Origin of the sequence: Mycobacterium sp. 141 (assembly GCF_000382405.1) — a bacterium.
Classification (GTDB): domain Bacteria; phylum Actinomycetota; class Actinomycetes; order Mycobacteriales; family Mycobacteriaceae; genus Mycobacterium.
Genome location: NZ_KB908255.1, coordinates 65,393 through 91,103, shown reverse-complemented (window position 1 = coordinate 91,103; position 25,711 = coordinate 65,393). Strand labels below are relative to the sequence as shown.

General features: G+C 65.3%; 32 protein-coding genes. 22 read left to right on the top strand and 10 right to left on the bottom strand.

Translation table 11 applies throughout. From position 1 onward, the window contains the following. The first annotated feature begins 43 nt into the window (after positions 1-43). Both H276_RS0100535 and H276_RS0100530 read left to right on the top strand, forming a co-directional pair. A complete protein-coding gene (locus tag H276_RS0100535) occupies positions 44-718 on the top strand; it encodes a TrkA family potassium uptake protein (RefSeq protein ID WP_026356422.1) in 675 nt (224 codons plus the stop codon). Positions 719-752: 34 nt separating this feature from the next. Then, positions 753-1,421 carry a TrkA family potassium uptake protein gene (locus H276_RS0100530; protein ID WP_019969355.1) on the top strand — a complete coding sequence of 223 codons (669 nt, stop codon included), beginning with the start codon at positions 753-755 and terminating at the stop codon, positions 1,419-1,421. Positions 1,422-1,433: 12 nt separating this feature from the next. Here H276_RS0100530 and H276_RS0100525 read toward each other — a convergent pair whose 3' ends face one another. Together H276_RS0100525 and H276_RS0100520 are read right to left on the bottom strand one after the other, a co-directional pair. Then, entirely contained in the window at positions 1,434-2,027 is a 594-nt protein-coding gene (locus tag H276_RS0100525) for a DUF3159 domain-containing protein (protein ID WP_019969354.1), read from the bottom strand. An 83-nt stretch (positions 2,028-2,110) separates the two neighbouring features. Beyond that, positions 2,111-2,482, bottom strand: a complete 372-nt coding sequence (locus H276_RS0100520) for an OB-fold nucleic acid binding domain-containing protein (RefSeq protein ID WP_019969353.1) — start codon at positions 2,480-2,482, stop codon at positions 2,111-2,113. A 134-nt stretch (positions 2,483-2,616) separates the two neighbouring features. On the opposite strand from H276_RS0100520, the gene H276_RS0100515 reads away from it, so the two are divergent. Then, a complete protein-coding gene (locus tag H276_RS0100515) occupies positions 2,617-3,315 on the top strand; it encodes an alpha/beta fold hydrolase (RefSeq protein WP_019969352.1) in 699 nt (232 codons plus the stop codon). A 97-nt stretch (positions 3,316-3,412) separates the two neighbouring features. On the opposite strand, the gene H276_RS0100510 is transcribed toward H276_RS0100515, so the two are convergent. Together H276_RS0100510 and dut are read right to left on the bottom strand one after the other, a co-directional pair. Beyond that, the gene (locus tag H276_RS0100510) at positions 3,413-4,159 is read right to left on the bottom strand and encodes a DUF3710 domain-containing protein (protein ID WP_019969351.1); all 747 of its coding nucleotides are present in this window, start codon (positions 4,157-4,159) and stop codon (positions 3,413-3,415) included. Beyond that, positions 4,159-4,623 (bottom strand): dUTP diphosphatase, encoded by a 465-nt coding sequence (gene dut, locus H276_RS0100505; protein WP_019969350.1) that lies wholly within the window; start codon positions 4,621-4,623, stop codon positions 4,159-4,161. The genes H276_RS0100510 and dut overlap by 1 nt, the downstream gene beginning before the upstream one ends. 25 nt (positions 4,624-4,648) lie before the next feature. Between dut and H276_RS0100500 the strand changes: the two genes are divergently transcribed. After that, positions 4,649-5,128 (top strand): DUF3093 domain-containing protein, encoded by a 480-nt coding sequence (locus tag H276_RS0100500; protein WP_019969349.1) that lies wholly within the window; start codon positions 4,649-4,651, stop codon positions 5,126-5,128. Between the two features lie 9 nt (positions 5,129-5,137). On the opposite strand, the gene H276_RS0100495 is transcribed toward H276_RS0100500, so the two are convergent. Continuing rightward, entirely contained in the window at positions 5,138-5,440 is a 303-nt protein-coding gene (locus tag H276_RS0100495) for a DUF4193 domain-containing protein (protein WP_019969348.1), read from the bottom strand. Between the two features lie 165 nt (positions 5,441-5,605). Between H276_RS0100495 and cei the strand changes: the two genes are divergently transcribed. Further along, positions 5,606-6,256 carry an envelope integrity protein Cei gene (gene cei / locus H276_RS0100490; RefSeq protein ID WP_019969347.1) on the top strand — a complete coding sequence of 217 codons (651 nt, stop codon included), beginning with the start codon at positions 5,606-5,608 and terminating at the stop codon, positions 6,254-6,256. Here cei and H276_RS0100485 read toward each other — a convergent pair. After that, on the bottom strand, positions 6,230-7,084 hold the full coding sequence (locus H276_RS0100485; protein ID WP_019969346.1) for an inositol monophosphatase family protein: 855 nt from the start codon (positions 7,082-7,084) through the stop codon (positions 6,230-6,232). The genes cei and H276_RS0100485 overlap by 27 nt on opposite strands. A gap of 156 nt (positions 7,085-7,240) precedes the next feature. Here H276_RS0100485 and ppgK point away from each other — a divergent pair, with 156 nt between their 5' ends. The 15 genes from ppgK (at position 7,241) to H276_RS0100405 (ending at position 21,017) form a co-directional block, all read left to right on the top strand. Next, entirely contained in the window at positions 7,241-8,047 is an 807-nt protein-coding gene (gene ppgK, locus H276_RS0100480) for a polyphosphate--glucose phosphotransferase (RefSeq protein WP_019969345.1), read from the top strand. Between the two features lie 216 nt (positions 8,048-8,263). Next, entirely contained in the window at positions 8,264-9,682 is a 1,419-nt protein-coding gene (locus H276_RS0100475; RefSeq protein WP_155942919.1) for an RNA polymerase sigma factor, read from the top strand. A 91-nt stretch (positions 9,683-9,773) separates the two neighbouring features. Next, positions 9,774-10,682, top strand: a complete 909-nt coding sequence (locus H276_RS0100470) for a tyrosine-type recombinase/integrase (protein WP_019969343.1) — start codon at positions 9,774-9,776, stop codon at positions 10,680-10,682. Between the two features lie 107 nt (positions 10,683-10,789). Next, entirely contained in the window at positions 10,790-11,083 is a 294-nt protein-coding gene (locus tag H276_RS0100465) for a hypothetical protein (protein WP_019969342.1), read from the top strand. A gap of 364 nt (positions 11,084-11,447) precedes the next feature. Continuing rightward, entirely contained in the window at positions 11,448-11,792 is a 345-nt protein-coding gene (locus H276_RS0100460; protein ID WP_019969341.1) for a hypothetical protein, read from the top strand. A gap of 811 nt (positions 11,793-12,603) precedes the next feature. Continuing rightward, the gene (locus tag H276_RS24945) at positions 12,604-12,780 is read left to right on the top strand and encodes a hypothetical protein (protein ID WP_019969339.1); all 177 of its coding nucleotides are present in this window, start codon (positions 12,604-12,606) and stop codon (positions 12,778-12,780) included. A gap of 67 nt (positions 12,781-12,847) precedes the next feature. Next, positions 12,848-13,114, top strand: coding sequence for a hypothetical protein (locus tag H276_RS0100445; RefSeq protein WP_019969338.1), 267 nt, complete (start codon positions 12,848-12,850; stop codon positions 13,112-13,114). A gap of 289 nt (positions 13,115-13,403) precedes the next feature. Continuing rightward, entirely contained in the window at positions 13,404-13,685 is a 282-nt protein-coding gene (locus H276_RS0100440) for a hypothetical protein (protein ID WP_019969337.1), read from the top strand. Then, a complete protein-coding gene (locus tag H276_RS0100435) occupies positions 13,682-14,038 on the top strand; it encodes a helix-turn-helix domain-containing protein (RefSeq protein ID WP_019969336.1) in 357 nt (118 codons plus the stop codon). The genes H276_RS0100440 and H276_RS0100435 overlap by 4 nt, the downstream gene beginning before the upstream one ends. A gap of 20 nt (positions 14,039-14,058) precedes the next feature. After that, positions 14,059-14,679 (top strand): hypothetical protein, encoded by a 621-nt coding sequence (locus H276_RS0100430; protein WP_019969335.1) that lies wholly within the window; start codon positions 14,059-14,061, stop codon positions 14,677-14,679. Positions 14,680-14,770: 91 nt separating this feature from the next. Continuing rightward, complete coding sequence (locus tag H276_RS0100425) at positions 14,771-15,211, top strand: hypothetical protein (protein ID WP_019969334.1); 441 nt, start codon at positions 14,771-14,773, stop codon at positions 15,209-15,211. Between the two features lie 164 nt (positions 15,212-15,375). Further along, entirely contained in the window at positions 15,376-15,600 is a 225-nt protein-coding gene (locus tag H276_RS0100420; RefSeq protein WP_019969333.1) for a hypothetical protein, read from the top strand. A 1-nt stretch (position 15,601) separates the two neighbouring features. Then, positions 15,602-20,245 (top strand): phage tail tape measure protein, encoded by a 4,644-nt coding sequence (locus H276_RS0100415; RefSeq protein ID WP_020657102.1) that lies wholly within the window; start codon positions 15,602-15,604, stop codon positions 20,243-20,245. Positions 20,246-20,425: 180 nt separating this feature from the next. Further along, positions 20,426-20,611, top strand: coding sequence for a hypothetical protein (locus H276_RS0100410; protein ID WP_019969332.1), 186 nt, complete (start codon positions 20,426-20,428; stop codon positions 20,609-20,611). Between the two features lie 148 nt (positions 20,612-20,759). Beyond that, on the top strand, positions 20,760-21,017 hold the full coding sequence (locus H276_RS0100405) for a hypothetical protein (protein WP_155942905.1): 258 nt from the start codon (positions 20,760-20,762) through the stop codon (positions 21,015-21,017). On the opposite strand, the gene H276_RS0100400 is transcribed toward H276_RS0100405, so the two are convergent. The 4 genes from H276_RS0100400 to H276_RS25100 form a co-directional block, all read right to left on the bottom strand. After that, the gene (locus H276_RS0100400) at positions 20,997-21,953 is read right to left on the bottom strand and encodes a tyrosine-type recombinase/integrase (protein WP_231376574.1); all 957 of its coding nucleotides are present in this window, start codon (positions 21,951-21,953) and stop codon (positions 20,997-20,999) included. The genes H276_RS0100405 and H276_RS0100400 overlap by 21 nt on opposite strands. Positions 21,954-22,138: 185 nt before the next feature. Then, entirely contained in the window at positions 22,139-22,417 is a 279-nt protein-coding gene (locus H276_RS24400) for a hypothetical protein (protein ID WP_019969329.1), read from the bottom strand. Positions 22,418-22,689: 272 nt separating this feature from the next. Next, on the bottom strand, positions 22,690-23,571 hold the full coding sequence (locus H276_RS0100390; protein WP_019969328.1) for a tyrosine-type recombinase/integrase: 882 nt from the start codon (positions 23,569-23,571) through the stop codon (positions 22,690-22,692). Next, positions 23,568-23,870 (bottom strand): hypothetical protein, encoded by a 303-nt coding sequence (locus tag H276_RS25100; protein WP_231376573.1) that lies wholly within the window; start codon positions 23,868-23,870, stop codon positions 23,568-23,570. The genes H276_RS0100390 and H276_RS25100 overlap by 4 nt, the downstream gene beginning before the upstream one ends. Positions 23,871-24,213: 343 nt before the next feature. On the opposite strand from H276_RS25100, the gene H276_RS0100380 reads away from it, so the two are divergent. Together H276_RS0100380 and H276_RS0100375 are read left to right on the top strand one after the other, a co-directional pair. Next, positions 24,214-24,651: a MarR family winged helix-turn-helix transcriptional regulator gene (locus tag H276_RS0100380; protein ID WP_019969326.1), complete on the top strand. Its 438-nt coding sequence runs from the start codon at positions 24,214-24,216 to the stop codon at positions 24,649-24,651. A 58-nt stretch (positions 24,652-24,709) separates the two neighbouring features. Beyond that, positions 24,710-25,579 carry an LLM class F420-dependent oxidoreductase gene (locus tag H276_RS0100375; protein ID WP_019969325.1) on the top strand — a complete coding sequence of 290 codons (870 nt, stop codon included), beginning with the start codon at positions 24,710-24,712 and terminating at the stop codon, positions 25,577-25,579. Positions 25,580-25,711 lie beyond the last annotated feature (132 nt).

Below are 25,711 nucleotides of genomic sequence, written 5' to 3'. Positions count from 1 at the left end.
GTTTAGTTACAGCTTGCTTTTCAGCCAACGAGAGGACCGTCGCGTGCGTGTAGTGGTCATGGGATGCGGCCGGGTAGGTTCATCTCTCGCGGACAGCCTGGCCAGGATCGGGCACGAAGTCGCCGTCATCGACCAAGACAGCACCGCATTCCAACGGTTGTCTCCGGAGTTCCCCGGCGAGCAGGTGCTCGGTATGGGCTTCGACCGCGATGTGCTGTTGCGGGCCGGGATAGAGACGGCCGGTGCCTTCGCGGCGGTGTCTTCCGGCGACAACTCCAACATCATCGCGGCCCGACTGGCCCGCGAGACCTTCGGCGTCGAACGCGTCGTCGCCCGTATCTACGACGCCAAGCGCGCCGCGGTCTACGAGCGGCTCGGAATCCCGACCGTGGCCACCGTGCCGTGGACCACCGACCGCCTGCTCGATCTGGTCACGCGCGAGACCGAGACCACCAAGTGGCGCGATCCCTCCGGCAGCGTCGGAGTCGCCGAACTGGCACTGCACGAGGGCTGGGCGGGGCAGAAGGTCACCGCACTGGAGACCGCAACGGGCGGCCGGGTGGCGTTTATTCTGCGGTTCGGCACCGGCTACCTGCCTGACGCGAAAACTGTCATCCAGGCCGGCGATCAGGTGTATCTCGCCGCAGTGTCCGGCCGCATCGCAGAAGCGTTGGCCATCGCGGCGCTGCCACCCAGTGCGGACGCGGACTCGGAATGAAACGAGCCACCCACAATCGTAAGGAGGGGCGCCAATGAAGGTCGCCATCGCCGGTGCCGGTGCCGTCGGCCGCTCCATCGCCCGCGAACTGCTGGAGAACAACCATGAGGTGACGTTGCTGGAGCGCAACCTCGACCACATCGACGTCGACGCCATTCCGGCGGCAAACTGGTGTGTGGGTGATGCCTGTGAGATCACTCTGCTGGAGTCGGTGCAGCTGGAACAGTTCGACGTGATGATCGCGGCCACCGGCGACGACAAGGTCAATGTGGTGGTCAGCCTGCTGGCCAAGACCGAGTTCGCGGTACCGCGCGTGGTGGCCCGGGTCAACGACCCCCGCAACGAATGGCTGTTCGACGAGAACTGGGGCGTCGACGTTGCGGTGTCGACTCCGCGGATGCTGGCCTCACTGGTCGAAGAAGCGGTCGCCGTCGGCGATCTGGTGCGGCTCATGGAATTCCGCAAGGGCCACGCCAACTTGGTGGAGATCACGCTGCCCGCCGATACCCCATGGGGCGGAAAGCCCGTGAAGCGGCTCAACCTCCCGCGCGACGCCTCGCTGGTCACCATTCTGCGTGGCCCACGAGTGATCGTGCCCCAATCCGACGAACCTCTGGAGGGCGGCGACGAGCTGTTATTCGTGACCGTCAGCGAGGTCGAGGATGAGCTGCGGGCACTGCTACTGGATCCGACCGTCCGCTAGGCGGCAAACCGCTCAGTTGACGCGTTCGGCGCCCTGGTACGCATGGAGAGCATTGCGCGCGACGCGGATGGCCAGATAGGTCACAAGCGCAGCGACAGCCGTCAGCGGCCAGCCCATGGCGATTCGGGCGATACCCAGCCAGCCCGTCTGGTCGGCCTGATACAGGTGCTGCTGCACCAGGAACCGCGACGCAAACACCAGCACCCAGATGACGGTGGCGATGTCGAAGGCCATGACGGCCTTACGTACCTCACGCCAGGCGCGGTCGTGGGTATTGACCCAGCCCCAGATGTAACCGACCATCGGCCGCCGGATGAGCACTGATACGCCGAACACGACGGCCCAGAGCAACGACGTCCAGATGCCAAGCAGGAAAAAGCCTTTCGCCTCGCCCACCACATAGGCGATCAGCGCACTGATGCCAACGCCGAAGAATCCGGAGACCGCTGGTTGAACCGAGTCACGCCGGATCAGTCGCCAGATGAGAATCAGGGTGGCCACGACGAGCGCCGCGGCGATCGCGGGCATCAGGCCGAACAACGTGGAGACCGGGACGAACACCACCACCGGCAGCGACGAGTAGATCAGGCCGCTGATTCCGCCCATCTGGTCCAGAACTGCGCGGCCCCGGGCAACCGTCAGCTCAGGCTCACTCGTGGATGGTGCGGAAGCGCTGTCGTCGCTCAAGCTCACTTCTGAATTTCGTAGCGCGGGTTGTAGATCGCCTTGGTGCCGTTCTCCAGCTGGCCGACGCGGCCCTGCACCCGCAGGGTCCGGCCTGGTTCGATACCGGGAATGCGGCGCTGACCCAGCCAAACCAGCGTCACCGTGTCCGAGCCGTCGAACAACTCGGCTCTCACGCCACCGGGACAACCCTTGCCGTTACATTCGACAGTGCGGAGAGTCCCGACCATGGTCACCTCCTGCCCGCGGTGGTAGTCGATTGCCTTCATCGCGCCGGTATTGACCGCTTCCTCACTGAGCTCTTGAACGTCGAGTTGCTCTGGGTCCTCCGTCAGGCGTCGTGTGAGCCGGCGCAGATACCCTTCGGCCGTAGCCATGGCCTCTCCTGACCTTTCGTGAATCCTCTGTGAATCCACCCAACCAACGCCACCGTAGACCTCTTATTGCGCGAATGCCACGCGAGGCGCGGGGCGGCGCGCCGGTTCTCCGAAACGCCAGGCAGGATCATGTGATGAGCGTCATTCTGCGAGGTGTCACCACGGTTCTGCTACCCGGAACCGGGTCCGATGACGACTATGTCTACCGGGCGTTTTCCGCCGCGTTGCACGAGGTCGGCGCCGTGGTGTCGACACCAGTTCCGCAACCCGACCGGCTCGTGGACGGCTATCGCGACGCGCTCGACGACGCCGCCCGGCCCGGTCCGATCGCCGTCGGCGGGGTATCGATCGGCGCAGTGGTGGCCGCCTCGTGGGCACTGGCCAATCCCGCCCGCACCGTGGCCGTGCTGGCCGCACTGCCGCCCTGGACAGGATCCCCCGACAACGCCCCTGCCGCACTACTGGCGCGCCAGTCAGCTCAACTGCTGCGCCGGGACGGACTTGCCGCCACGGTGGCTCGGATGCGTGCGTCCAGCCCGCCCTGGCTGGCCGACGAGCTGACTCGGTCCTGGGTCGGACAGTGGCCGACGCTGCCCGATGCGATGGACGAGGCCGCGGGCCACCCTGCACCCACATGCTCCGACCTGGAGCGCCTGACCGCGCCGCTAGGCGTGGTGGTCGCCACCGACGATCCCGTGCACCCGGCGGAGGTGGGATTCGAGTGGATTTCGGCGGCGCCGCGGGCGGCGCTGCGCACGGTCACCCTGGAAGCGATCGGTGCCGATACGGGCATCCTGGGTGCGGCATGCTTGGCCGCCCTGCAAGAGGCGTGAGGAGGCGACCTATCCGGCTGCGACAGTTCGCCCAGACCTACCCGGCTGTGACAATTCCCACCCAGACCTACCCGGCTGTGACAATTCCCACCCAGACCTACCCGCCCGTGATGGTGCGGAACTGCTGCATGGCCGATCCTTGAGCGCTGCGCCGCGCCACCGGCTCCGGCACCTGTTCCTGCGGCGGAAGCTCCTGCTGTCCAGCCGCAGCCTGAGCAGCGGCTCGCAGTTGGGCCGCCATCGGCTCGGGCAATTCGACCGCAAGAGGGGTGCGCACCGGCAGCGGTGTCTCGCCGCGGCGAATCACGGTGTCCGCCAATGACGTCCGGGCCTCCTCGGCGAGTGCGCCGATGGTGTCCGGAGCGCCGTTGACCACGCACCGCACCATCCACCGGTAGCCGTCGATGCCGATGAAGCGCACTACACCGCCGTTGCCCACGCCGACCACCTCGCGACCCCACGGCCCGTCCTCGACGGCGACCGATGCGGCGTCCTTGCGCAACGAGTCGGTCAGTTCGGTGGCCACTTCGCGCCACAGCCCGGGACTCTTGGGAGCCGCGTACGCCGCAATGGTGAACCTGCCGTTGGGTGTCACCACCCACACTGCGCTCGGCGCCCCGGCCTCGTTGAGTTCGACCTGGACCTGGCCACCGTCGGGCATCGGGATGAGCACCGACCCCAGATCGAGACGGCCCTGGGCCGCCACCGAGGCGTCATCGAAGTCCTCGACGTCGAATGGACCCACGAAGTCGTCGTCGCCGTCGGCCTCGATCACCGCATCGGCAGCCGAATCCAGCGCCGCATCGCCCTCAGTCTGGTGTTTGTCACGTTTTCCGAATGCCATCACAAGCTCGCATGTCCGCCGGAGGAACCGTGGCCACCCGCGCCACGGGAAGTGTCAGCCAGGCCAGCCTCGTCGAACGAGGTGACCTCGACCAGTTCGGGAAGTTCTACCCGCTGCACCAGCAGCTGAGCAATCCGGTCGCCGCGATTGACCACGATAGGCGTGTCAGGGTCGAGGTTGATCAGCGAAACCTTGATCTCACCGCGGTAGCCGGCATCGATGGTGCCCGGAGTGTTCACGATCGAAAGTCCCACGCGCGCAGCCAAACCCGAACGGGGATGAACCAACCCCACCATGCCGTGCGGGATGGCGACGGCAACACCGGTGGGCACCAGTGCCCGCTGCCCGGGAGCCAGTTGGACATCCTGTGCGCTGTAGAGATCGACGCCCGCGTCACCGTCGTGCGCCCGGGCGGGCATCGGGAGATCGCGGTCCAAGCGGACCACCGCCAGAGAGTTGGACACGACGTCACAGATTACTCTGAGCCGCGTGTCAGACACGCGCGCAACCACCCAAACCGTGCGCTACCACGAACGGTTGTGGGTGCCGTGGTGGTGGACTCTGCCGGCAGCAGTGCTGGTAGTGCTCGTCGCCCTTGAGGTCAACCAGGCGGTTTCCGCACTTCCCAACTGGGTGTCGTTCGTGGTGCTCTTCGGCGTGGCAGGCGCGGTACTCAGCTGGTTCAGCAAGGTCGAACTGCGCGTGATGGGCCGGCCGGGCGGCGCCACAGAACTGTGGATCGGTGGCGCACACCTGCCGACGAATGTCATAGCCAGGACGGCCGAAGTGCCGCGCTCGGCCAAATCAGCCGCGTTGGGCCGCCAACTGGACCCGGCGGCCTTCGTCGTGCACCGCGTATGGGTCGGCCCGATGGTGCTGGTGGTACTCGACGACCCGGACGACCCCACCCCGTACTGGCTGATCAGTACCCGTCATCCAGACCGCGTGCTGGCTGCTCTGCAGGACTGAACGCGCCGATCAGGCGGCGCAGTCCGTACAGATCATCACACCGTCCTTCTCGCTCGCGAGACGGCTGCGGTGGTGCACCAGGAAGCAGCTCGAACAGGTGAACTCGTCGGCCTGCTTCGGGATCACACGCACGGACAGCTCTTCGCCAGACAGATCCGCACCCGGCAGTTCGAACGATTCGGCGGACTCTGATTCGTCGACATCGACGACGGCCGATTGCGCCTCGTTACGCCGGGCTTTCAGCTCCTCAAGTGAGTCCTCGGAAACCTCGTCGGTCTCGGTACGCCGCGGTGCGTCGTAATCGGTAGCCATAGCCCCATCCCCTCCCTAAACCTTGCAGCAGAGGTTTGTACCAGCGTCGAACGCTTTACCCAAACGATTCGTGCCCTTATTGCCACATGTTCCACTGTGATTTACATCACACCAAAGCCTTGCCTCCGCCCCTGCGCAGGACGACCTTGGCTTTAGAGTGCAGGGGTGGTTGCACAAATCACCGACGGCACCGCGTTCGATCGACACGGCCGCCCCTTCCGTCGGCGTAACACCCTCCCCGCCATCGTGCTGTTCGCCATCCTGGCGGTGGTGTCGCTGGTCGTCTGGATCATCGCGCTCAATCAGCCCGGCGACGTGCACGAAGCCACGGCGTGCAATCCCCCACCGCCGGCCACCGATCCTGCAACGCCCAAGCTGGGCGAGCAGGTGGCCAGATCGGCAATGATCGACATCGCCCCCGCGCCCCTCGCCGACACCAAGATCCGGGTGCTCAACGCCAGCGGCCAGGGCGGCCAGGCGGGTGAGATTGCCGGAGAGCTACGCGATCTGGGCTTCGCCCAGCCAGACGCCGCCAACGATCCGATCTACAACCACACCCGCCTGGAATGCCAGGGCCAGATCCGGTTCGGCCAGTCGGGCCGGACGGCGGCTGCTGCGGTCTGGCTGGTGGCGCCGTGCACCGAGCTGTTCCAGGACGAAAGGCAGGATGCCACAGTCGATCTGGCGTTGGGCACCGAGTTCGGCGAACTGGCCAGCAGCGACGACATCAACGCGGTCCTGGCCAGCCTGCGTCCCGACGCCACCGGGCCAGCCGATCCGACATTGCTGTCAAAAATCCATACCGGCGCCTGCTAGGGCGTCGCGCAGCGCCGTGGCAACACCTGGCGCCGCGGCACCCACTCGACCCGCACCCGAAGTGGTCGGCAACCACACCGTGGCACCGGCCTCCGCGGCGATCAACGCCCCAGCCGCCCAATCCCACACGTGCACGCCTTCTTCGTAGTAGGCGTCGAGCTGACCGGCGGCCACCATGCACAGGTCCAGTGCGCAGGAGCCGAGTCGACGTATGTCCCGCACCGCGGGCAGAAGCTGCGCCAGCACCGCGGCCTGCCGGCGCCGCCGCTCCGGAACGTAGGCGAAGCCGGTACCCACCAATGCCATGCCCAGATCGTCGACGGCAGTGCACCGAAGCGGCGTGCTGACCCCGTCCTGCAGAAGTGTGGCACCTCCGCCGAGCGCTGCCGAGTACACCGTTCCGGCAGCGACGTTGGCCACAGCACCCGCCACCGATCGCCCGTCCAGCTGGACCGCGACGGACACGGCGTAAGCCGCGATGCCATAGACGAAGTTCACCGTGCCGTCGATCGGGTCGATCACCCAGCGCAGCCCGTCGCTGCCGCCGCGGCCGCCCTCTTCTTCACCGAGCACTTCGTCCCCGGGTCGAAGCACGGCAAGTCGCTCGCGCAACCACCGTTCGGTCTCGGTGTCGACGATCGTCACGGGGTCGGTCGGCGAGCTCTTGGAGCGCACGGTGCGCACATCGCCGTCCGCTTGGCCGGAGCCGTTCGGGCCGCCCTCTCCGAACACCTCGATACGACGGCGTCGGACGAATTCGGCGGCCTCGGTCGCCAGCTGTTCGGCTACGCCCCGAAGGACGGCCGGATCGATGTTGTTGTCGGTCACACACCTATCGCAACATCTTTCGGCGAAAAAGTCGCTCGCGGGATGGCAGACCGCCCGCGTGAGCGCTGGTGAACAACTAGGGTGAGGCGCGTCGCCTTTTGCCGGCCCGTCCTGCTGCACATCGGCCTGCAACGTATGTCCCGCAGAGGAGCACTCATGACCGCATCCGATATCCCCACTGTCGAACCGGCCATCGACACGCCGCAGCGCCGCGGTTTCGGCGTCGACGTGGGCGGTAGCGGAGTCAAGGGCGGCGTCGTAGATCTCGACACCGGCCAATTGATCGGCGAGCGGTTCAAGCTCGACACCCCGCAGCCCTCGACACCGGAAGCGGTCGCCAAGACCGTCGCCGCGGTGGTCCGGGAATTCGGCTGGACCGGCAGCCTCGGGGTCACCTACCCCGGCGTGGTCACCAACGGCGTCGTTCGCACCGCGGCCAACGTCGACAAGGGCTGGATCGGGGTCAATGCCGCAGAGGTCATCAGCGCCGAGCTGGGCGGCCAGCACGTCACGGTGCTCAATGACGCCGACGCGGCCGGCCTCGCCGAGGAACAGTTCGGTGCGGGCAAGGACAAGACCGGCGTGATCGTGCTGCTGACCTTCGGCACCGGTATCGGCTCTGCGGTGATCCACAACGGTGTGCTGTTGCCCAACACCGAGTTTGGCCACCTGGAAGTCGGTGGCAAGGAAGCCGAACACCGGGCCGCCTCATCGGTCAAGGAGCGCAAGGACTGGAGCTACGAGCGCTGGACCGAAGAGGTCACCAAGGTGCTGACCGTCATCGAAAACGCCATCTGGCCGGATTTGTTCATCGCTGGCGGCGGCATCAGCCGCAAGGCCGACAAGTGGATACCGCTGCTGAAAAACCGCACCCCGGTGGTTGCTGCGACACTGCAGAACAGCGCCGGCATCGTCGGCGCAGCGATGGCCGCAATCACGGATGTCACAGCTACCGATCGGTAGCTGTGACATCCGCGGTCGGTTACCGGCAGTTCATCATGCCAAAATTTGCCGCTCGGCACGGTGTACCCACACACTGTCGTTACAATGGTCGTCGGCGGCCGCCTACCGAATAGCGGCGAATATCCCCAGACGATACCAACGCCAACATTCGACAGCCGACGCTTTCGGTGGTGTATGCCCATGCCCACCGGATTACGCATGACCGAAAGGGTGTACGTGGCAGCGACAAAGGCAAGCCCGGCAACCGACGAGCCGGTGAAGCGCACCGCTACCAAGACCCCGGCCAAGAAGGCCCCGGCCAAGCGGGCGGCAAAAGCTCCTGCGTCCAAGGCCGCCGCCAAGAAGGCCCCGGCCAAGCAGGCAGCGAAGGGTGCTGCGACCAAGCCCGAGGACATCACCGACGATCTCGAGACCACCGAGGATCTCGAAGCCGAGCCCGGCGACGACCTCGACGTCGAGGACACGGATCTAGAACTCGACGACCTTGATACTGACGAGGATACGGTCGAGGACGAAGACGACGAGGACTCCGACGAGGCCGACGAGGGAGAGGGCGCCGCCGCCGCGGCGCCTGCAGCCAAGCCCGCTCAGACCGTCGCCACCGAAGACGAGGTGGAAGAGCCCTCGGAGAAGGACAAGGCATCCGGGGACTTCGTCTGGGACGAGGAGGAGTCCGAGGCACTGCGGCAGGCCCGTAAGGATGCCGAGCTGACAGCCTCGGCCGACTCGGTGCGTGCCTACCTCAAGCAGATCGGCAAGGTGGCACTGCTCAATGCCGAAGAAGAAGTCGAGCTGGCCAAGCGCATCGAAGCCGGCCTGTTTGCCACCCAGAAGATGGCCGAGTTCGCCGAGAAGGGCGAGAAGCTCACCACCCAGGTGCGGCGCGACTACCAGTGGATCTGTCGCGACGGCGACCGCGCCAAGAACCACCTGCTGGAGGCGAACCTGCGTCTGGTGGTATCGCTGGCCAAGCGCTACACCGGCCGCGGCATGGCTTTCCTCGACCTGATCCAAGAGGGCAACCTCGGCCTGATCCGTGCGGTCGAAAAGTTCGACTACACCAAGGGCTACAAGTTCTCCACCTACGCCACGTGGTGGATCCGCCAGGCCATCACCCGCGCCATGGCCGACCAAGCCCGCACCATCCGTATCCCGGTGCACATGGTCGAGGTGATCAACAAGCTCGGCCGGATCCAGCGCGAGCTGCTGCAGGACCTGGGCCGCGAACCCACGCCCGAAGAGCTGGCCAAGGAAATGGACATCACGCCGGAGAAGGTGCTGGAGATCCAGCAGTACGCGCGTGAGCCGATCTCGCTGGACCAGACCATCGGTGACGAAGGTGATTCGCAGCTCGGCGATTTCATCGAGGACTCCGAGGCCGTGGTGGCCGTCGACGCCGTCTCGTTCACCCTGCTGCAGGATCAGCTGCAGTCCGTACTGGAGACGCTCTCCGAGCGTGAGGCCGGCGTGGTCCGGCTGCGGTTCGGCCTCACCGACGGCCAGCCGCGCACGCTCGACGAGATCGGCCAGGTCTACGGCGTGACGCGCGAGCGCATCCGCCAGATCGAGTCCAAGACCATGAGCAAGTTGCGCCACCCCAGCCGTTCCCAGGTACTGCGCGACTACCTGGACTGAGCGACACCCTCTATTCCTGCACTGACCTGCAGATTTGTAGGTCAGTGCAGGAATAGTAGACACGCACAGCGCTACCAGTCAAGATATCGGGGTGGCGCGTCGCGATACTCCAGCCCTCGATCTGGCTTCACTGCTGCCCTCGTGGGAGCTGGCGCTACGTGCTGAGCGCAAGTCGCCGCAGACCATCAAGTCCTACGGCGACGGCGTTCGCGCCTTCCTGCGGTGGTGCGCCGAGACGGGTCACTCCCCCACGCTCGACCGCGACCTTATGAAGGGGTTCGTCGCCGATCTGCTCGAGGCCGGCGCCGAGCCAGCGACCGCGCGGGCCCGCCAGCTCGGCATGCGCCGCTTCTCGGCCTGGCTCGAAGAAGAAGGCGAGACCGATTCGGACCCGCTGCTCGGGCTCAAGGCGCCCAAGCTCGACAGCAAGGTGACCGACTCGCTGACCGAGGACGAGCTTCGCCGGCTCATCAAGGTGTGCAGCGGCAAGGAGTTCCGGGACCGGCGCGATGAGGCGATCGTGCGGCTCATGGCGGAGACCGGGATGCGCGCCGGGGAGGTCACCGGTCTCACGGTGGCCGATATCGACCTGGACCGCGGCCTGGTGACCGTGCGGCGCGGCAAGGGTGGCAAGGGTCGCATTGCGCCGTTCGGTCCGCAGACCGCCCGGGCGATCGACCGCTACCTACGGATGCGCCGCACTCACCGGCTGGCCGACACCGCAGCGCTGTGGTTGGGCGACCGCGGCAAGCGCATCGAGTACTACGGGCTGCACTCGGCACTGAAGTACCGTGCAGAGCTGGCGAAGCTGGACAACTTTCACCCGCACCTGCTGCGACACACCGCGGCGTCGCGTTGGCTGGCTGCCGGCGGATCTGAGGGTGGGCTGATGGCGGTGGCCGGCTGGGCGACCCGCGACATGATCGACCGCTACACCCGTTCGACCGCCGCCGAGCGGGCGGCCACCGAGGCCCGCTCCCTGAACCTGGGGGACCTGTGATCGGCGGCCATCACTCGGCTGCGGAACTCGTTGCGGCCCTCAGGAAAACGGGCACTCTCGACAAGCGAGCAACTGTTGTCTACCGGTGCGCAACTCGGCGGTGCGCGATGCTTTACGTGTTCGTTGCCGAGGGCGGTCCGTTCGTGCACCAGCCCGCCTACAAGCTGTCCGATGCAGTCAATCAGCGCGAGACAGTCGAGGCAGCGCGTGCGGGACACACCATCGACGGCAATCGTCGATGGAAGCCGGCGACGTTCCTGTTGACTGAGGCCGCTGGGCAGCTGTCTCTGGAGTGTGACCACTGCCGGGCCAAAGTTCATGTCGACTCGATCGCAGCCGATATCGCGGCAGCGACACGCCAGCCCAGTGAAATCCAGCTGTCGAACAACACTGTGCGTTAGCGTCGAGCACGATGTGTGCCGCCCACCGTGGCGGCGCCGATAAGTGCCAGGCATGGAATGACGAACCCGGAGATGGCAGTCCGGCGGAGCCCGAGAGGGGTTCGTCCACCATGCCTGATAGCGTCAGACGCCTCGCAGCATCAATAGCCGCTCACGAATCGTGGGCCAAGACAACCGACCGCGCGGGGCGAACGGCCAAAGCACGCAAGGCCGCGCTCGATCGATTCGAAAAGCAGGTAGACCCCCACAACGAGCTACCGGCAGCTGAGCGGGCGCGTCGTGCCGAGCACGCGCGCAAGGCGTATTTCGCGCGGCTAGCGCTCAAATCGGTACAGGCCCGACGACGGCGCTCGGCGGCCAACTCATGAGCGCGGCCGACGACCCGCGCCCAATAGTCGACGTCGCCCGCGCAGTGCACCTCTGTGATGTCGGCATGCCCGGCTACCTGCTGGCGCCATGCGTCGCTACAGACGGCATCGATCAGATCTGGATCGTCGACACGGCCTGCCTGGCCGACAACAATCACCGACCACCCCCGCCGGCGCACGAACTCATCGGTCGACTTCCAGCCGTTGTGCGGGACCGGATCTGGGGTGACGAGCTGCGGTGTGGCCGACCTACCAGCACGGGCCGGCCATGCCGTCAACGCGTCAAGAACCCTGGCGGGACCTGCCGTCGCCACGCGCACCTGCGGCGTGTCGGCCTATGACCACATGGCAACGTGATTGGTACAGAGCGGTACTGCAGTCCACACTCACCGCTGATCGCCAGCGCGTCATCATCGCGCTTAGCACCTATGCCGACTACACCGACGGCACCAAAGCACACCCCGGGATCGACAACCTAACGAAGGTGTGCGGCGTGAGCAGGCAGACGGTCGTTGATGCGCTTGTGGATGCAAAAGAGCTCGGCCTGATTGCACTCTCAGCAAACCATGGGAAAGGCCGCTCCGCCGTTTGGCGCATGATTCACCCGGCAGAACCGCACGACCAAAAGTCTGGGGCCGCAGACTCTTACCCGGCAGAACCGGACGACCAAAAGTCTGGGGCCGCAGACTCTTACTGCGCGTTAAAAGTCTGGGGCGGCAGCGTTAAAAGTCTGGGGCGGCAGACGCCACCTATCCCTAGACCTATCCCTGGGGGGAGGGGGTTACGTAAGTCGGGTACAGCACTGCCAGCGCAGAATCCGTTGGGCGACGATCCCCCGGGCCATGATCAGGCGAATAGCGAACTGGCTAACGGTGGCCAACCGCGGGGGTCGACGTTTGTCGTGGGACCGTTCGGGCCGCGCTGCCATGAGCACAGGTTTGATCCGCGGCCGCCGAAGTGCCGACCATGCCAATGGGCAGCCGATGACGCGAAGGCCGCACAGGCTAGCGAGGATGCAGGCCGCGAAGCGCAGCGAGCCGAGTTGGCCGACCGGCAACAGCGTTGCCTTGACTGCAAGGGCGACGGCTGGCTGCTCGACGAGACCGGTGTACCGATCGAGCCGGCAATCCGATGCGATCACCGGAGGGCGGCATGAGCACCAACCGTCGTCACCCGGGCCAGGAGCCGCTGTTCTGGTTCTGCGACATCTGCGGATGGCCACACGTCGCACCGTGGAACCACACCGCTTGTGGAGTAGCACTCGACCGCTGGTGCCGCCGCGACAACGTTGTCGACTGGATCAACGAACCAAGCCGAGCCGTCCTGTGAAAGCCCAGAAACGGGGCAATGGCCCTGCCCTCACTGCCCGCACTGCGATTCCGGGCCGGACGTGCAAATGAACTGGGACCTCCTCGTCGCCGAGCTGGCCACCCCGTCGCTGCCAGGCGCACGCTGCCATGGCCGACACGAGCTGTTCGACGCTGCCATCGACAACGGCCAGCGCGGACACCAGCACGATCGGGAGTACGCACGCAACGCTGCCCTGCGGTTGTGCGCGCAATGTCCAGCGTGGCGATTGTGCCGCGACTGGTTCGACAGTCTGCCTGCCGACCAGCGACCACTAGGCGTCACTGCTGGCCTTGTCGTGAACGGGAAGCCATGAGCGCGCCTCCCCCCTGGGCGGGTCGACCCGAGGGGGTCGGTCGCCGCCCCTCGGGGCATAGGCGGCTTTCTCTCCCCAGGCTTTTCTTTCCAAGGGACACAACGCAACTCAGCCTCACATCGGTCCTAGCGAGACAACTGCGCAGCACGGATTTCGACCTCATCCGAACGTCGCCGGGTCAGCAGAGCGCCAACGGAAGGCTATTGCGGACCACATCAAATCAGCATCTGCGTCACCTCGCACAACCCGCGGCGGGGGTAACAGCAGCTCGATCGGGGGAGCTGTCAAGATGAGCGCGACCGTCGAGCACCGCTGTGACTCGTCTGCCGATCCACGCGGCGGGCTGCTCACCCTATCGAGGGTGATCCGCACAATCGTCGACTGCATGAATGGCCAGCTGCCCGAAGTGATCAGCGAGATCGACACATGCCAGAAATGTCGAACTCTGTTCGCCATCAACATCTCTGGCGTGGCAGCCGCGATCGCCCTTGAACACAACCCGGACTCGCGCATGGGCTACGAGATGTCGCTGGCGGCCGTCCAGGCGGCCATCGAGCGAGGTGAGTCGTGAACCTTACCGAGGAGCAGACCCGCCTGGCGCTCTACGCCGTCAGTGACCTGATCGTTCGGCGTCATCTCGGTGGCCAACCAATCCCGGCGGGGTTCTATCGCTTCCGCGAACAGCTCGACACTTCCGTACGCGGAAGTGGAAACGCCGCAGCCCAAGCACAATCGACGGATGAAGACCTCATCGATACCGCCGAAGCGGCAGAGATCCTGAACCGCTCGACCCGCTGGGTCAGAGAGATCCGCAGCGATCTCGACGGCATGAACGTCAGCGGGCGTTGGGTCTTCAGACGGCAGGCCGTCGTTGAGTACGCCGGCATGCGGGGGCATGAACGCATACCGCGTGCCAACGACTGACAGAAAGGGAACAGCGAAGCATGTCACTGGACCAAATCGCCTCACAAATCGCCAAGCTCCGCAAGCAGGCAGCCGGTATTCAGGAAGAATGGTCCCGCAGGCTTAAAGCAGTCGGCGGCGACAGCAAACTGACCGATGAAGGCAAGCGAGACGAACTCGACAGAGAGTTCGCCGAGCTAAAGAAAGAAATCGTGGTCCTCCGCGAGAAAGAAAAAGGTCTCGTTCGGGACAAGAAAGAATCGCTCGAACGAGCACTGTTCGGGCTCGTCGGATCTGACCCAAACAAGATCATCGCCTGGCGCGATGCCCAGGACAGAGCCGCCCGAGTCCAAGACAGAGCCGGCGCACTTCGGGTCTACAACTCCGCGCAGATCTCCAGCGACGACAGCCTTGCCAAGGCAATCCTCGCCAAGGCTGTCGCATATGGCTATCGCGAGATCATCGACGACTATGCCCGGCGGCATCCCATTTGGCGTGAAGAGCTCGACGATCTCGCAGGCATCCAGGCATACGACAGTGACGGCACCAGGAAACTCCAGATAACTCTGGCGTACGCCCTTGTGCGGGGTGTGGACACGGGAATCGCATCGAATGGCTTCATTGACTTTGGTGAGCATGTCCCGCCGTTGAGCGACTTCTAGGCGGGCTGTCTTTTCGTGGGTCTGGCCACTGGGGCCCAGTTCACATCTGTTTCGCCCAGAATCTGGACACTTATCGAGAGGAACGATTTTCATGTCGAAGAAATCGAACTACCACCACGACAGTGGCGCGGCCGGCGTTGAATTGCCGGACACCAGCGCACTGGTCCCGTTTCCCGCTGCTGACAATGCCTCCGACGATAAGCCCAAGCCGAAGCCAGGCGACGCCGACTACGACTGGGCGCAGCACTACCCCGACAACACGCCGCTCTATGTGCACCGGTTCCCAGACGGGACGGTGGTGGCGCTGAAGTCGTTCGGGGCGATCTACTCGAAGACTTGGCTGTACAAGGTCCGCGAGTTGACGACCGATGTCGATATCGAGTTCTCGGCCATCGACCGGGGGGCTTGCCCGGAGGCCAAAGCGGTGTTGCTCGGCCTGGACGACTCGGCGGGTGATCCGATCCGTGACTTCTATTCCGCGTGGATTGCCGGTGAAACGGCTGGCGACGAAGGTGTCACGGCGGGGGAATAAGGCGGCTGGCCCGCATCGTCACCGACGATCGGTACGCCGGTCCGCTGCGACGGGATCTGATCCGCGATCGGCTCAGCTTCGACGATCTCGGGTGGCACGGGCTGGCCGACTACCTCGACTACGCACCAACAGGGACCGCGCTCCGGGACGCCTTCAACGCCGGTGTGACGGTCACCGATCACCTCACAACGCGCCTGATCTACGAGGTCGAAAAGCTCACCTGGTACGTGCGGCGCGCGCACTTCGAGGGTGAACCGGACTACCCCGAACTGATCACCTTGCCCGGCGTGGAGCCGGCCGACGACGACCCCGGACCGAGCTGGGACACCGTGACATCCATCGACGACATCATGCCGCCGCAGGTGCGCAACATGCTGAAAGGAGCCTGACATGTCCGAATTAGCCACCGCCTGGGTCACCCTCGCTGTCGGCGCTCAAGGACTTGAGCGCGATATCCGCCGGGTGATGACCAACGCCACCCGCAACGCCAGCATCACCCCGCACCTCAACACCTCGGGGATGGCGTCGCAGGCCACGAGCGCAGGGCGGGACTTCGGCAGCAAGTTCGGTGCCGCAGCGAAAACCGCGATCGCCGCCGGTGGCGTCGCTGCCGGGTTCGCCGGGCTGGTCAGCCAGTTCAAGCACGTCATGTCCGTGGGCATGGACTGGACCAGCAACATGAACACCCTGCAAGCGGTGTCAGGTGCGACAGCAGACCAGCTGGAGAAGGCCGGCGACGCCGCCCGCGCACTCGGCAACGACATCAGCTTGCCCGCTACGTCGGCCAACGACGCAGCGGCGGCGATGACCGAGCTGGCCAAGGGCGGATTCTCCGTCGAAAAGGCCATGGCTGCGGCAAAGGGGTCGCTACAACTCGCTGCCGCGGCCGGGATCTCGGCAACTGAGGCTGCGACCATCCAGTCGTCGGCTCTGCAATCGTTCGGGCTGGGCGCAGAGGCGGCCGGCAAGACAGCTGACATTCTGGCGGGCGCAGCCAACGCGTCCTCGGCCGAGATCACCGACGTGGCGTACGCACTACAGGCGACAGGGTCCGTCGCACACGGGTTCGGTGTCTCGATGGAAGACACAGCCACCATGATGGCCCTATTTGCCAACAACGGCATCAAGGGTTCCGATGCCGGCACGCTGCTCAAATCGACACTGTTGGCGCTGGCCTCGCCATCGGATCAGGCAGCAAAAGCGTTGCAAGAGTTGGCCGTTACTCCGTTCGTGGATGGAAAATTCGAAGGTCTGCCCAAACTGCTGGACCAGATCCATCAGGCCGCGAAGTCCATGTCGCAGGAAGACTTCGCCAACAGCATTTCGACGGCGTTCGGTTCAGACGCCGCTCGCATCATGGGACTGGCGGCCGAGACGGGCGCCGCTGGGTTTCAGCAGTTGGAAGCCGCGGTCACTCGGACCGGAAATGCGGCCGACGTTGCCGCAGCCAAAACCCAGGGACTCCCCGGCGCGTGGGAACGGGTAAAGAACGCCGTCGAGTCTCTGCAACTCAAGGCATACGATGTCGCCGAAGCTCCGGTCGGCCGGTTCCTCGACCAGATGTCCGCCGCCCTCGGGACCGCCGAAGACGCCGCGGTCGGGGCCGGACCCCGGATCGCGGCCGCATGGCAGCAGATCGCCGCGAACCCCACAGTCCAAGCGACGGGCCGTGAATCGCTGGCGTTGCTGTCCTCCCTCGGCGCGACGGCCCGCGAACTATGGCCCCCACTGCTGCAGGTCGGGCAGTCACTCGGGAAGGCCTCTGCGGCGCTCGGGGTGTCGTCCTGGAAGGTCCTCGTCACCACGTTGGAAGCCGGAGTGGGCGTGCTGAATTCGATCATGCCGCTCGTTGGGGGCATCGCCGGATTCATGAGCAACCACCAGGCCGTCGTTACCACAGCAGTCGGCGCGTGGCTGCTGTTCCGCACCGTCCCTGCGCTGCTCGGGCGTGTAACCGGCGCGGTGAGACCGATGACGACCGCCGTGGGCACCCTCGGCCGCACAATCACCGGCGCCTCTGGCCCGCTGGTGCCGATGCGATCCCGGCTTACCGCGATCGTCGGCGACTTCCGCAACATCGGTGTCGCCGCGCAGAACAACGGTCAGCACCTGTCGACGTTCTCGCGGTTCATGACATCGGTGTCCAACAATTCGCCCACCATCCGCAGGGTGGGTGACGCTTTCATGGGCGCGTCCACCAACGTAGGGGCCTTCACTGGGGCGTTACGCGCCGGCGCGCAGCCGGCGATCAGCGGAGTACGCAACGCGGCATCAGGACTTATCGGTGCACTCGGTGGGCCGTTCTCGGCGGCACTGATTGCCGGCGGCGCCGCGTTCGCGATTATCTCGTCGCAGAACCAAAAGGCGCATCAGTCGATACAGACCTATCAGGAGGCTGTGCGGCGCACCGAGAAGTCCCAGGTCAATCTCAATGCGGCCCTGGCGAAGTCGCGAGGTGCGTTCGATGACACGGTCAAGGGCTCTGCCGTCGAGCGCATCAGTGCGATCAGCGCCCAGTTGGAGGCCGCGGCCGGCCGCCAGGCAACGTTCTGGGACGGACTCCGCAACGCCGACCACGAAATGTTCAGCTTCAAGGGATTCACGGGCAAGAACTACGCGGCAGTCATCGATGACCAGGCCGACGCGGCGCGAGGCGCGCTCAAGGCGATCGATGATCTGAAACTGTCCGACCAAGAACTCACCGACGTTGTTTACGGATCACAGGCCGCTTTCGACGCGTTGGTCACCAAGATGGATGCTGCCGGCGAGAGTAACCACCAGGCCGCTGACAAGTTCCGGGAGGCGCGCACCGAGTTCATGCGGCAGCAGCAGGCAGCCCAGAACACCGCACCTGGTGTCCTAGAACTGGCCACCGCGATGCGGACGTTGGCGGACAACACCGCCACCGCAGCGGACAAGACCAGCGCGCTCAAAGCCGCGATGGACGCGCTGAATCCAGCGCGTACCGCCGGCGACGCTGAGGCCGCGCACACCCGTGCCGTCGAGGCAGCCAAGCAGGCCGAAACCCCGGTCGCCACCACCGGCGGCATCGGCAACGAACTGTTCAGGGCCAACGGCGAGATCAACAACTCGCTGATCAACGGCACCGATCTGCGCGACACCTTGAAGAACATCGCTGACCAAACCGCCGCCGTCGGCCAGACCGGCGGGGACATGACCGCCGCACTGCAGCAGAACGACGCTGCCTTCACCGATCTGGCCCGGCGCTACCAGACCGACATGCCCAAGGTCAAAGCCGCCTACGACACCCTTGGTGGAACTCTTGCCGATGCCAGCGGCAAGCTCTCCGGCATCGCAAAGATGTTCCAAGATGGGTCAATTCCGACCGACCACCCCATCAACGTCTCCACCAACGGCGGTCAGGAGGTCCTGGACCTACTCAAGGGCCTCGGCGAGAAAGTCCACAAGGACAACGACAAGACCATCAACGTCGATGCCCCCCTGGGTGAACAGACCCTCCAGCTGCTCAAAACCATTGGCTACGAAGCGAAAATCCAGGACAACAAGCTGGTCCTCGTCAAGGCCGACACCTCGCAGGCCAGCACCGCGCTGAATAAGTTGTTCGGAGATTTCTCAACGCTCAATATCTCGCCCGTTGTCTCGCCCCCGCCGTCAGGTGCATCGTTCATCGGTTCGGGTCAAAGTCGCGCGGACGGTGCCGTTGTGCCGATGGCCGGCGGCGGTTTCCGATTCATCGACAAGCCACAGTCTGCGGACATCTATCAGGGGCGTGGCGCGGGCACGATCTTCGCCGAGCAAGAGACAGGCGGGGAGGCTTACATTCCATTGGCCCCGTCGAAACGGCCACGCTCCCTGCAGATCCTTATGGAAGTCGCACGACTGTTCGGCTTGAATTCGAATGCTGACGGGTCGATCACGGTCGACGAGTTGAAGGCTGCGGCGTCGGGGATCAGTGGCCGCGGGTACGTCCGTGGTGGGCCGGCAAGCCCGGATTCGGACTGCTCGGGCGCGCAATCATGGATTGCCAACATGATCACGGGCGCATCCGGCCGGTTCTCCACCGCTGACGAAGCGCAAGCACTTTTGGCGCGCGGTTTCCAGCAGGGCGATCCCCCGGCCGGTATCGCCGCCTACTGGGTCGGCTGGAAGAACGGCGGCCCCGGGGGCGGGCACACCGCGGGCACAATCATCGACCCTGACGGCGGCAACGTCAACGTGGAGATGGGCGGCCGCGGCGGCAACGGCCAGTACGGCGGCTCCGCGGCCGGCGCATCAGAGTTCCCCAACCGCGCCTGGATCGCCCTGGCCGGCTACGGCGACGACCCGACCAAGTCGAGTAGCGGCGGGGCACCCTCGGTGGCGACAAAGACCGCACAGGCACGGGTGACGAGCGCGAAGGCTTCAACCCAAGCGGCTCAGAACGCGCTCGACAAAGCCGACGCTGACGTGAACAAACTGGCCGCCGAGGGTAAGGACACCACAGCTGCAGAGAAGAAACGCGATGTGGCCCAACAGAAACTGACCGCTGCGCAGGAACGCCAGAGCGCCGCCGAGACCCGACTGTCCGAGTCCATCGACAAGGATGCCCAGCGGGCCGACAAACAGAGCCGCGGCACCGACGGCTCATCGCTCGGGCAGTCCATCGTCTCCGGCATGCTCCAAGGCCTGGGCCTCGACGGGTCGGTATTCTCCAACCCGCTGGACTGGCCCAACCTGAAATCTGTTCTGGCGCTGGCCAACTGGGGCGGCGGCCTACTCAAGGCATGGAGCAACCCAGATGACGACCAGCAGTCCGACGGCAGTGTCGGCGGAGGTCTCGCCGGCGGGCTGGGCCTCCCCAACCTGGCCGACATCTTGCGGCCCACGCCGCCCAACCTCGCGACAGTCGGATCAGTACACCAAGGGTCCGGTGCACCGCCAGGGCCGGCGCCAGCCGGACCAACCTACGACTTCCGAGGCGCGCAGCTGGGGGTGTCGCCGACAGAGTTCACGCAGAAGGTCGACGCCCGGCAGAACTCGGCGTGGCGACGCAATACCGGGGCGCACCGCTGACGAGGAGGGTTTCGCCTCGTCGGCAGCGTCCTGTGATCCCGTTGCGGCATCACTTTGCCCACTGCCGGGCGCCTTCTGCTGGGCCGTGGGCAGCAATACATTGTCGTCAAATCCGACGTACGATGGTCAGCTAGGAATGTGGCGCGCCACGATGCTGATACAACCAGGAGGTGGGACACGATGAGCGCACTCGACAGCGGTACGCTCGGCACTGAAGTCGTCACCGACCTGGGCCAGCTCGCCAAATCCCGCGCCGCCTACCTGCAGGAGTACGGCTACCGCCTGCCGCTGCAGGCCGTCGAGCGCGCCGCCGGCCTCACCGAGGCCGACATCTGGAAGTTCACCGAACGACCGAACGCCAGCTAACACCTAGCTCGGCACACCGAGGATGTCTCCGACGCTCTTGCTGGCGGCTGCGGCTTGCCGAGCGTTGCGGTACACCGCGCGGCGTTGTGGGATCGTTGTCATATGGAATTGAACGCGAGCGCGCCCCCCTGCGAGCAAGGGAGATGTGGTGGCCGAGGCCATAGTGACCGTTGACGAGCGCGTGGTAGCGCTACGTCGCCGGCATGCGCGCGAGGCTGGTCAGTTGATGTCGCAGTTCGTTGCGCAGCATCCCGACATTGAGGTCGATGTAGACAACGCCGATTGGACGCCCGAGCAAGAGCAGGCGTGGCGGGAATTCACCGCCGCGCATCGCGAGAAGTGCCGCGCAGAGCGTGCGGCACTCGCAGCTGAACTCGGCATCTTCTCACTCGATCAGAGCAGCTGAAGCGGCTCGGCGCATCGACTCATCAGCGACCTTGGTATAGATCGCGGTGGTAGTCGGACTCGCATGTCCGAGCATCTCTTGCACAGCGCGGATATCGCGATCTTGTTGGTAGGCCTTCGTGGCAAACCTGTGCCTGAGTGTGTACGTCGTCCACTCACCGGGCAGGGCGGCGGCAATCAGCTTGGCGAGTCGGTCGCGCGAGATCGGGTCGCCACTGCGGGCGTTCGCGAACACATAACCAGACCCAACGGCCAGCCGCGCAGCGAGCTCATCGGTGATCGGGACATTGCGTTGGTGCCCGCCCTTCCCGATTACCCGCAGGGTGTAGGCACCTTGCCAACCCTCCACGTCGCTCCCGCGCACCTTTGCGATCTCGAATGGGCGCAGGCCGGTCTCCACGGCGATCTTTAGCGCCAGACGTAGCCGAGGGTCATCGAGGGCCTCGGCATACGCCTGGCGGACCGCCGAGTCAGGGCACGGCCGCGGAAGCGATCGCGGGATCATCACAGCCGGCAACGTGCTCGCCGGGTCATCTTCGCGGTGGCCGAGTTGGCACAGCAGCCGGAAGAACACACGGAATGTCGAGCGGAAACTGTGCGTGGTTCTCGGCGACCAGTGATTGTGCTCGCCGAGGTAGTGCACCAGATCGTCGCGGGTGACCGTCAATGGCGCCAGATGCGGCCGACGCCGCGCGAACATCATCAGATGATTCACTCGGGTTTGGATCGTGCCGCGGCCGCGCTTGGCTGCCAACTGTTCGGTCACGAACAGCTGCACCCATAGTGACCACAATGGCGGGACCTCCTGTGGATCCGGGCCCGGCGGTGCCGCCTCCGCTCGGGCGGATACCCACTCGTCCACTGCCGAGATATCGCCACGGAATACCTCAGCGCCGGCCGCATCGGTCAACGTGACAGCCGGGCCGCACTTGGCCATGACCAGTCCGATCCGTGCTGCCCGTTTTCGGACGTTGCGCGCAAGCTGATGTTCAGGGTTGCTGAGGCGTCGCGCGACGGCGGCGCGGTAGCACTTGAGGCACTCGCGGTGGTGCGCGCGGTCCCCAGAGCGGTGCCGAATGTTGTCGGCCGTGAGCTCGTGGCCCTTCCTGCATTTCTCCGTGCTCACAGCGCGCTCACCGTGCAGGCGTCGGACAGGGTGGCGAACACGACACCGCAGTGCACGCAGCGCGGCTGGCCGGTGAAGGACTGGTGGCGGCGAAGCCATGCGGCTTTGTGCTGGCCACATAGATTCGCCGCCTCGCATCCGTGCAGGTTGATCCGCCACGCCGCGGGCCGGCGGCAACGGTCACCGGTCGACGTTCGGGACTCACACGTGAGTCGTCGATGCCACCCCGCGATCGCTGCGGTGAATATCGAGTCGAGATCTGAGTTTGTCGTCATGCGCGCAAAGATATCCGGCGAATTATGTTGTGAGACAATGCAATATGACGTTCCGTCATACGTATGGCGGAATGTCATATTTCCTAATCGCGCTCTCAAAGTTGGTCCTTCCGAAGGTTTCAGTCATCGTGCGGTAGCTGCGCCGGGTTTCGGCGCTCCACCGATTTTGGCGCTCGAACCATGCCACCACGCGATCTCCGGAGACCTCGGCGGGTGCGCACCGCATCGCGCGGGCGAACCTGGCCAGGTGACGATGGGCAACGTGAGAAGTTTCAGTCGGACAACGGTTCTGACGCCGCCAGCACGGCTGCGCGCATTTCGCCAACGTCGACGCCGGTGTATATCTCGGTTGTTGCGACGGACTGATGGCCGAGAAGCTGCTGCACCGCACGAATGTTGCGGGTGCCGCGGTAGGCGCGGGTAGCGAATCGGTGGCGCAGCGTGTGCGCTGTCCAATGGTCGGGTAGCGCATCCCGGAGCAGTTCACCCACCCGCCGCGGCGACAGGTGGCCATTATCCTCGCCGGGGAACAGGAACCCTCGCTGCGTGCATCCGCATGTGTGTCCGGCTGCGCCCGCGCGCACCAGTGCGGCGAGTTCCTCCGAGAGCGGCACGATGCGTTCCTTGTTGCCCTTGCCGTGCACCAGCAGCTCTGGACCGTCCGCGGACTCGGCGAGATCGCGTGTATGTGCCACCGCGATCTCTGCCCGACGCAACCCCGCTTCGCCGGCCAGCCGCAGCATCAGGGTGGTGCGACGATCCGCGGCGGCCAACGCCACCCGCCACGCCATATCCGGGGTGGGGCGAGGCGTCCTCTTCGCCGCACGCACCGGTAGCAGTGCTACGGCCGGGTTCAACTCCACCACACCCTCTTCGAGGGCCCATGCGAAGAACGAACGCAGCGTGGTGCGGTAGCTGCGCCGGGTTTCGGCCGCCCACTGGTGCTGGCGCTCGAACCATGCCACCACGCGATCTCCGGAGACCTCGGCGGGTGCGCACCGCATCGCGCGGGCGAACCTGGCCAGGTGGTATTTGCGTGTGGCGATCGTCTGTCGGGGCCGGCCAGCTGCGCGCTGCTGCGCCAGGTAGGCGCCGATCGGTCCTTGCCACGCCGTGGGCACCGGTTTGGGCAGTCCGGTGTTGGTGGTCTTCACAGCTCCACCAGCGTGATCGCCTGGTCGATGCTGGCGAACGTGCGACCGCACCGATTGCACTGTGCCTGCTCGGTGATGCCGAGTTGCTGCATGAATTTCTGGAGGTGGTCGACGCAGATCAGGCCGCGGCCGCAGGTGTGACACGTTGCGTGGTACTTCGCCGGTCGCGAGCATTGTTCGCCGGTCTGAGTGCGGATCTCGCACCGCGGTTTCTCATGCCATCCGGCCAGTATGGAGGTGAAGGCGGCCTGGTCGGCAGGGCGACAGGTGGTCGCTGTGTTGTCTAGTGTGGCGTTCATCGAGCAACCGCCGCGGCGTGCCCGGCGGCACGCGGTGTGTGTGGTCATATTTGGGGCAACTCTCCTCAACAGATACGACATCGAGAGCTGAGCCGACAGTCCAAGATATTGGGCCGCAGGACGCTCGTGAGCGACCAGCGTTTACCCATGAAGCGCACAGCGCATACCGATCCCTAGTGCGCGACTACCTGGACTGAGCGTCGACACCCACGGCGGACCGGATCTCTATCCGGTCCGCCGTTGTCGTTTCCGGCCCGGTTCCTCAATCACCTTGCCGCCCGGGGTCTTCGCATCACCATCAACCGAGATTGACAATCCAGGTTGATAAACCTAGGTTGGCCATATGGTGGAGCCTCCGACCCCTGAACACGTCGCCGCCGCGCTGTTCGGTGGCATCGCGCTGATCACCCGCCGGGTCCGGCAACTGCAAGCACCCGGTGATTTGACCTTGCCCGAACGGGCGGCGCTGGAGCGGCTGGATCGCGGCGGTCCGACGTCGGCGGCCGATCTGGCCCGGATCGAGCAGATCAGCCCCCAGGCGATGGGCGTCACCCTCGGCGCGCTGCAGTCCCGAGGTTTCGTGCGACGCACGCCCGATCCGCGCGACGCCCGTCGGCAGATCATGTCGCTCACCGCGCAGGGGTCCGAAATCCTGCAGCACAAGCGCGATGCCCGGGTCCGCCATTTCGCCCAGATCCTCACCGAGCAGTTCTCCGCCGACGAGTTGCAGACCCTCGCGGCAGCAATACCGCTGCTCGAACGACTGGGCGAACACATCTGAGGCCACGCCTGCTGCGCGGGCGTCAGTAGATCACCAAACCAGAAGGGACACGATCCACATGGAGTTGGGAATTCGCTACATCGACTTCCTGCCGGGCGCACCCGAGAAGTTGGGCCCGACGCTGGCCCAGACCGCCGTCGCCGCCGAACAGGCCGGCGCCACCATGTTCACCCTGGCCGACCACTTCTTCCAGATGGAGCGTCTGGGCGATGCCCACGACCCGTTCCTGGAGGGCTACACCTCGCTGGGTTTCCTTGCCGCGCATACGAAGACGATCACGCTCAGCATGCTCGTCACGGGCGTCACCTACCGGCATCCCGGCATTCTCGCGAAGACCATCACGACTCTCGACATACTTTCCCAAGGCCGCACAACGCTGTCGATCGGCGCCGCCTGGTACGACCGGGAGCATCACGCGCTTGGCGTGCCCTACCCGCCACTGCGGGAGCGGTTCGAGATGGTCGAGGAGACCCTGCAGATCTGCGCACAGATGTGGAGCGACAACGACGGCCCGTACCGCGGGAAGCACTACACCCTGGCCGAGACGATCTGTGAGCCGCAGCCGATCCGGCGCCCGCCGGTACTCATCGGCGGCGACGGTGAGAAGAAGACCTTGCGCCTGGTGGCGCAGTACGCCGACATCTGGAACAGCACGAGCGGCGCATCGCTCAAGCACAAAACCGAAGTGTTGCAGCGACATTGTGACGACGTCGGACGCGATTACCGCGAGATCCGCAAAACCCTGGGCCTCGGTCCGGACAACGACCCGTTCGCCGACCCGGCCGAGTTCATGCGTGCCATGGAGTCCTACGCCGCGTTGGGCGTCAAGGTGGTGAACATCCCGGTGTTCCCGGGCAACCCCGACCCGGTCGGATTTGTCAGCAGGCTCGGGGACGAGGTGGTACCGCGACTGGCGCTGTTGAGCTGACCGCGCTGCCCTTCCGGCAGCGCTCTGAGCTGGGCGTTTAGCGTTTGTTGAGCAACGCTTCTGCACTGTTGAGCCGCCGTTGATGCCCGTCCGGATACTCGTTGGCAACAGTCCGCTCGCCCAAAGGGGAAA

Excerpts from the sequence above, each read along its gene's own strand:
- H276_RS0100530 (WP_019969355.1), top strand. The coding sequence starts at position 753 with ATGAAGGTCGCCATCGCCGGTGCCGGTGCCGTCGGCCGCTCCATCGCC.
- H276_RS0100525 (WP_019969354.1), bottom strand. The coding sequence starts at position 2,027 with ATGGGCGGAATCAGCGGCCTGATCTACTCGTCGCTGCCGGTGGTGGTG.
- H276_RS0100520 (WP_019969353.1), bottom strand. The coding sequence starts at position 2,482 with ATGGCTACGGCCGAAGGGTATCTGCGCCGGCTCACACGACGCCTGACG.
- H276_RS0100515 (WP_019969352.1), top strand. The coding sequence starts at position 2,617 with ATGAGCGTCATTCTGCGAGGTGTCACCACGGTTCTGCTACCCGGAACC.
- H276_RS0100510 (WP_019969351.1), bottom strand. The coding sequence starts at position 4,159 with ATGGCATTCGGAAAACGTGACAAACACCAGACTGAGGGCGATGCGGCG.
- H276_RS0100495 (WP_019969348.1), bottom strand. The coding sequence starts at position 5,440 with ATGGCTACCGATTACGACGCACCGCGGCGTACCGAGACCGACGAGGTT.
- ppgK (WP_019969345.1), top strand. The coding sequence starts at position 7,241 with ATGACCGCATCCGATATCCCCACTGTCGAACCGGCCATCGACACGCCG.
- H276_RS0100465 (WP_019969342.1), top strand. The coding sequence starts at position 10,790 with ATGCTTTACGTGTTCGTTGCCGAGGGCGGTCCGTTCGTGCACCAGCCC.
- H276_RS0100460 (WP_019969341.1), top strand. The coding sequence starts at position 11,448 with ATGAGCGCGGCCGACGACCCGCGCCCAATAGTCGACGTCGCCCGCGCA.
- H276_RS24945 (WP_019969339.1), top strand. The coding sequence starts at position 12,604 with ATGAGCACCAACCGTCGTCACCCGGGCCAGGAGCCGCTGTTCTGGTTC.
- H276_RS0100445 (WP_019969338.1), top strand. The coding sequence starts at position 12,848 with ATGAACTGGGACCTCCTCGTCGCCGAGCTGGCCACCCCGTCGCTGCCA.
- H276_RS0100440 (WP_019969337.1), top strand. The coding sequence starts at position 13,404 with ATGAGCGCGACCGTCGAGCACCGCTGTGACTCGTCTGCCGATCCACGC.
- H276_RS0100430 (WP_019969335.1), top strand. The coding sequence starts at position 14,059 with ATGTCACTGGACCAAATCGCCTCACAAATCGCCAAGCTCCGCAAGCAG.
- H276_RS0100425 (WP_019969334.1), top strand. The coding sequence starts at position 14,771 with ATGTCGAAGAAATCGAACTACCACCACGACAGTGGCGCGGCCGGCGTT.
- H276_RS0100415 (WP_020657102.1), top strand. The coding sequence starts at position 15,602 with ATGTCCGAATTAGCCACCGCCTGGGTCACCCTCGCTGTCGGCGCTCAA.
- H276_RS0100410 (WP_019969332.1), top strand. The coding sequence starts at position 20,426 with ATGAGCGCACTCGACAGCGGTACGCTCGGCACTGAAGTCGTCACCGAC.
- H276_RS0100400 (WP_231376574.1), bottom strand. The coding sequence starts at position 21,953 with ATGGCCAAGTGCGGCCCGGCTGTCACGTTGACCGATGCGGCCGGCGCT.
- H276_RS24400 (WP_019969329.1), bottom strand. The coding sequence starts at position 22,417 with ATGACGACAAACTCAGATCTCGACTCGATATTCACCGCAGCGATCGCG.
- H276_RS25100 (WP_231376573.1), bottom strand. The coding sequence starts at position 23,870 with ATGAACGCCACACTAGACAACACAGCGACCACCTGTCGCCCTGCCGAC.
- H276_RS0100380 (WP_019969326.1), top strand. The coding sequence starts at position 24,214 with ATGGTGGAGCCTCCGACCCCTGAACACGTCGCCGCCGCGCTGTTCGGT.
- H276_RS0100375 (WP_019969325.1), top strand. The coding sequence starts at position 24,710 with ATGGAGTTGGGAATTCGCTACATCGACTTCCTGCCGGGCGCACCCGAG.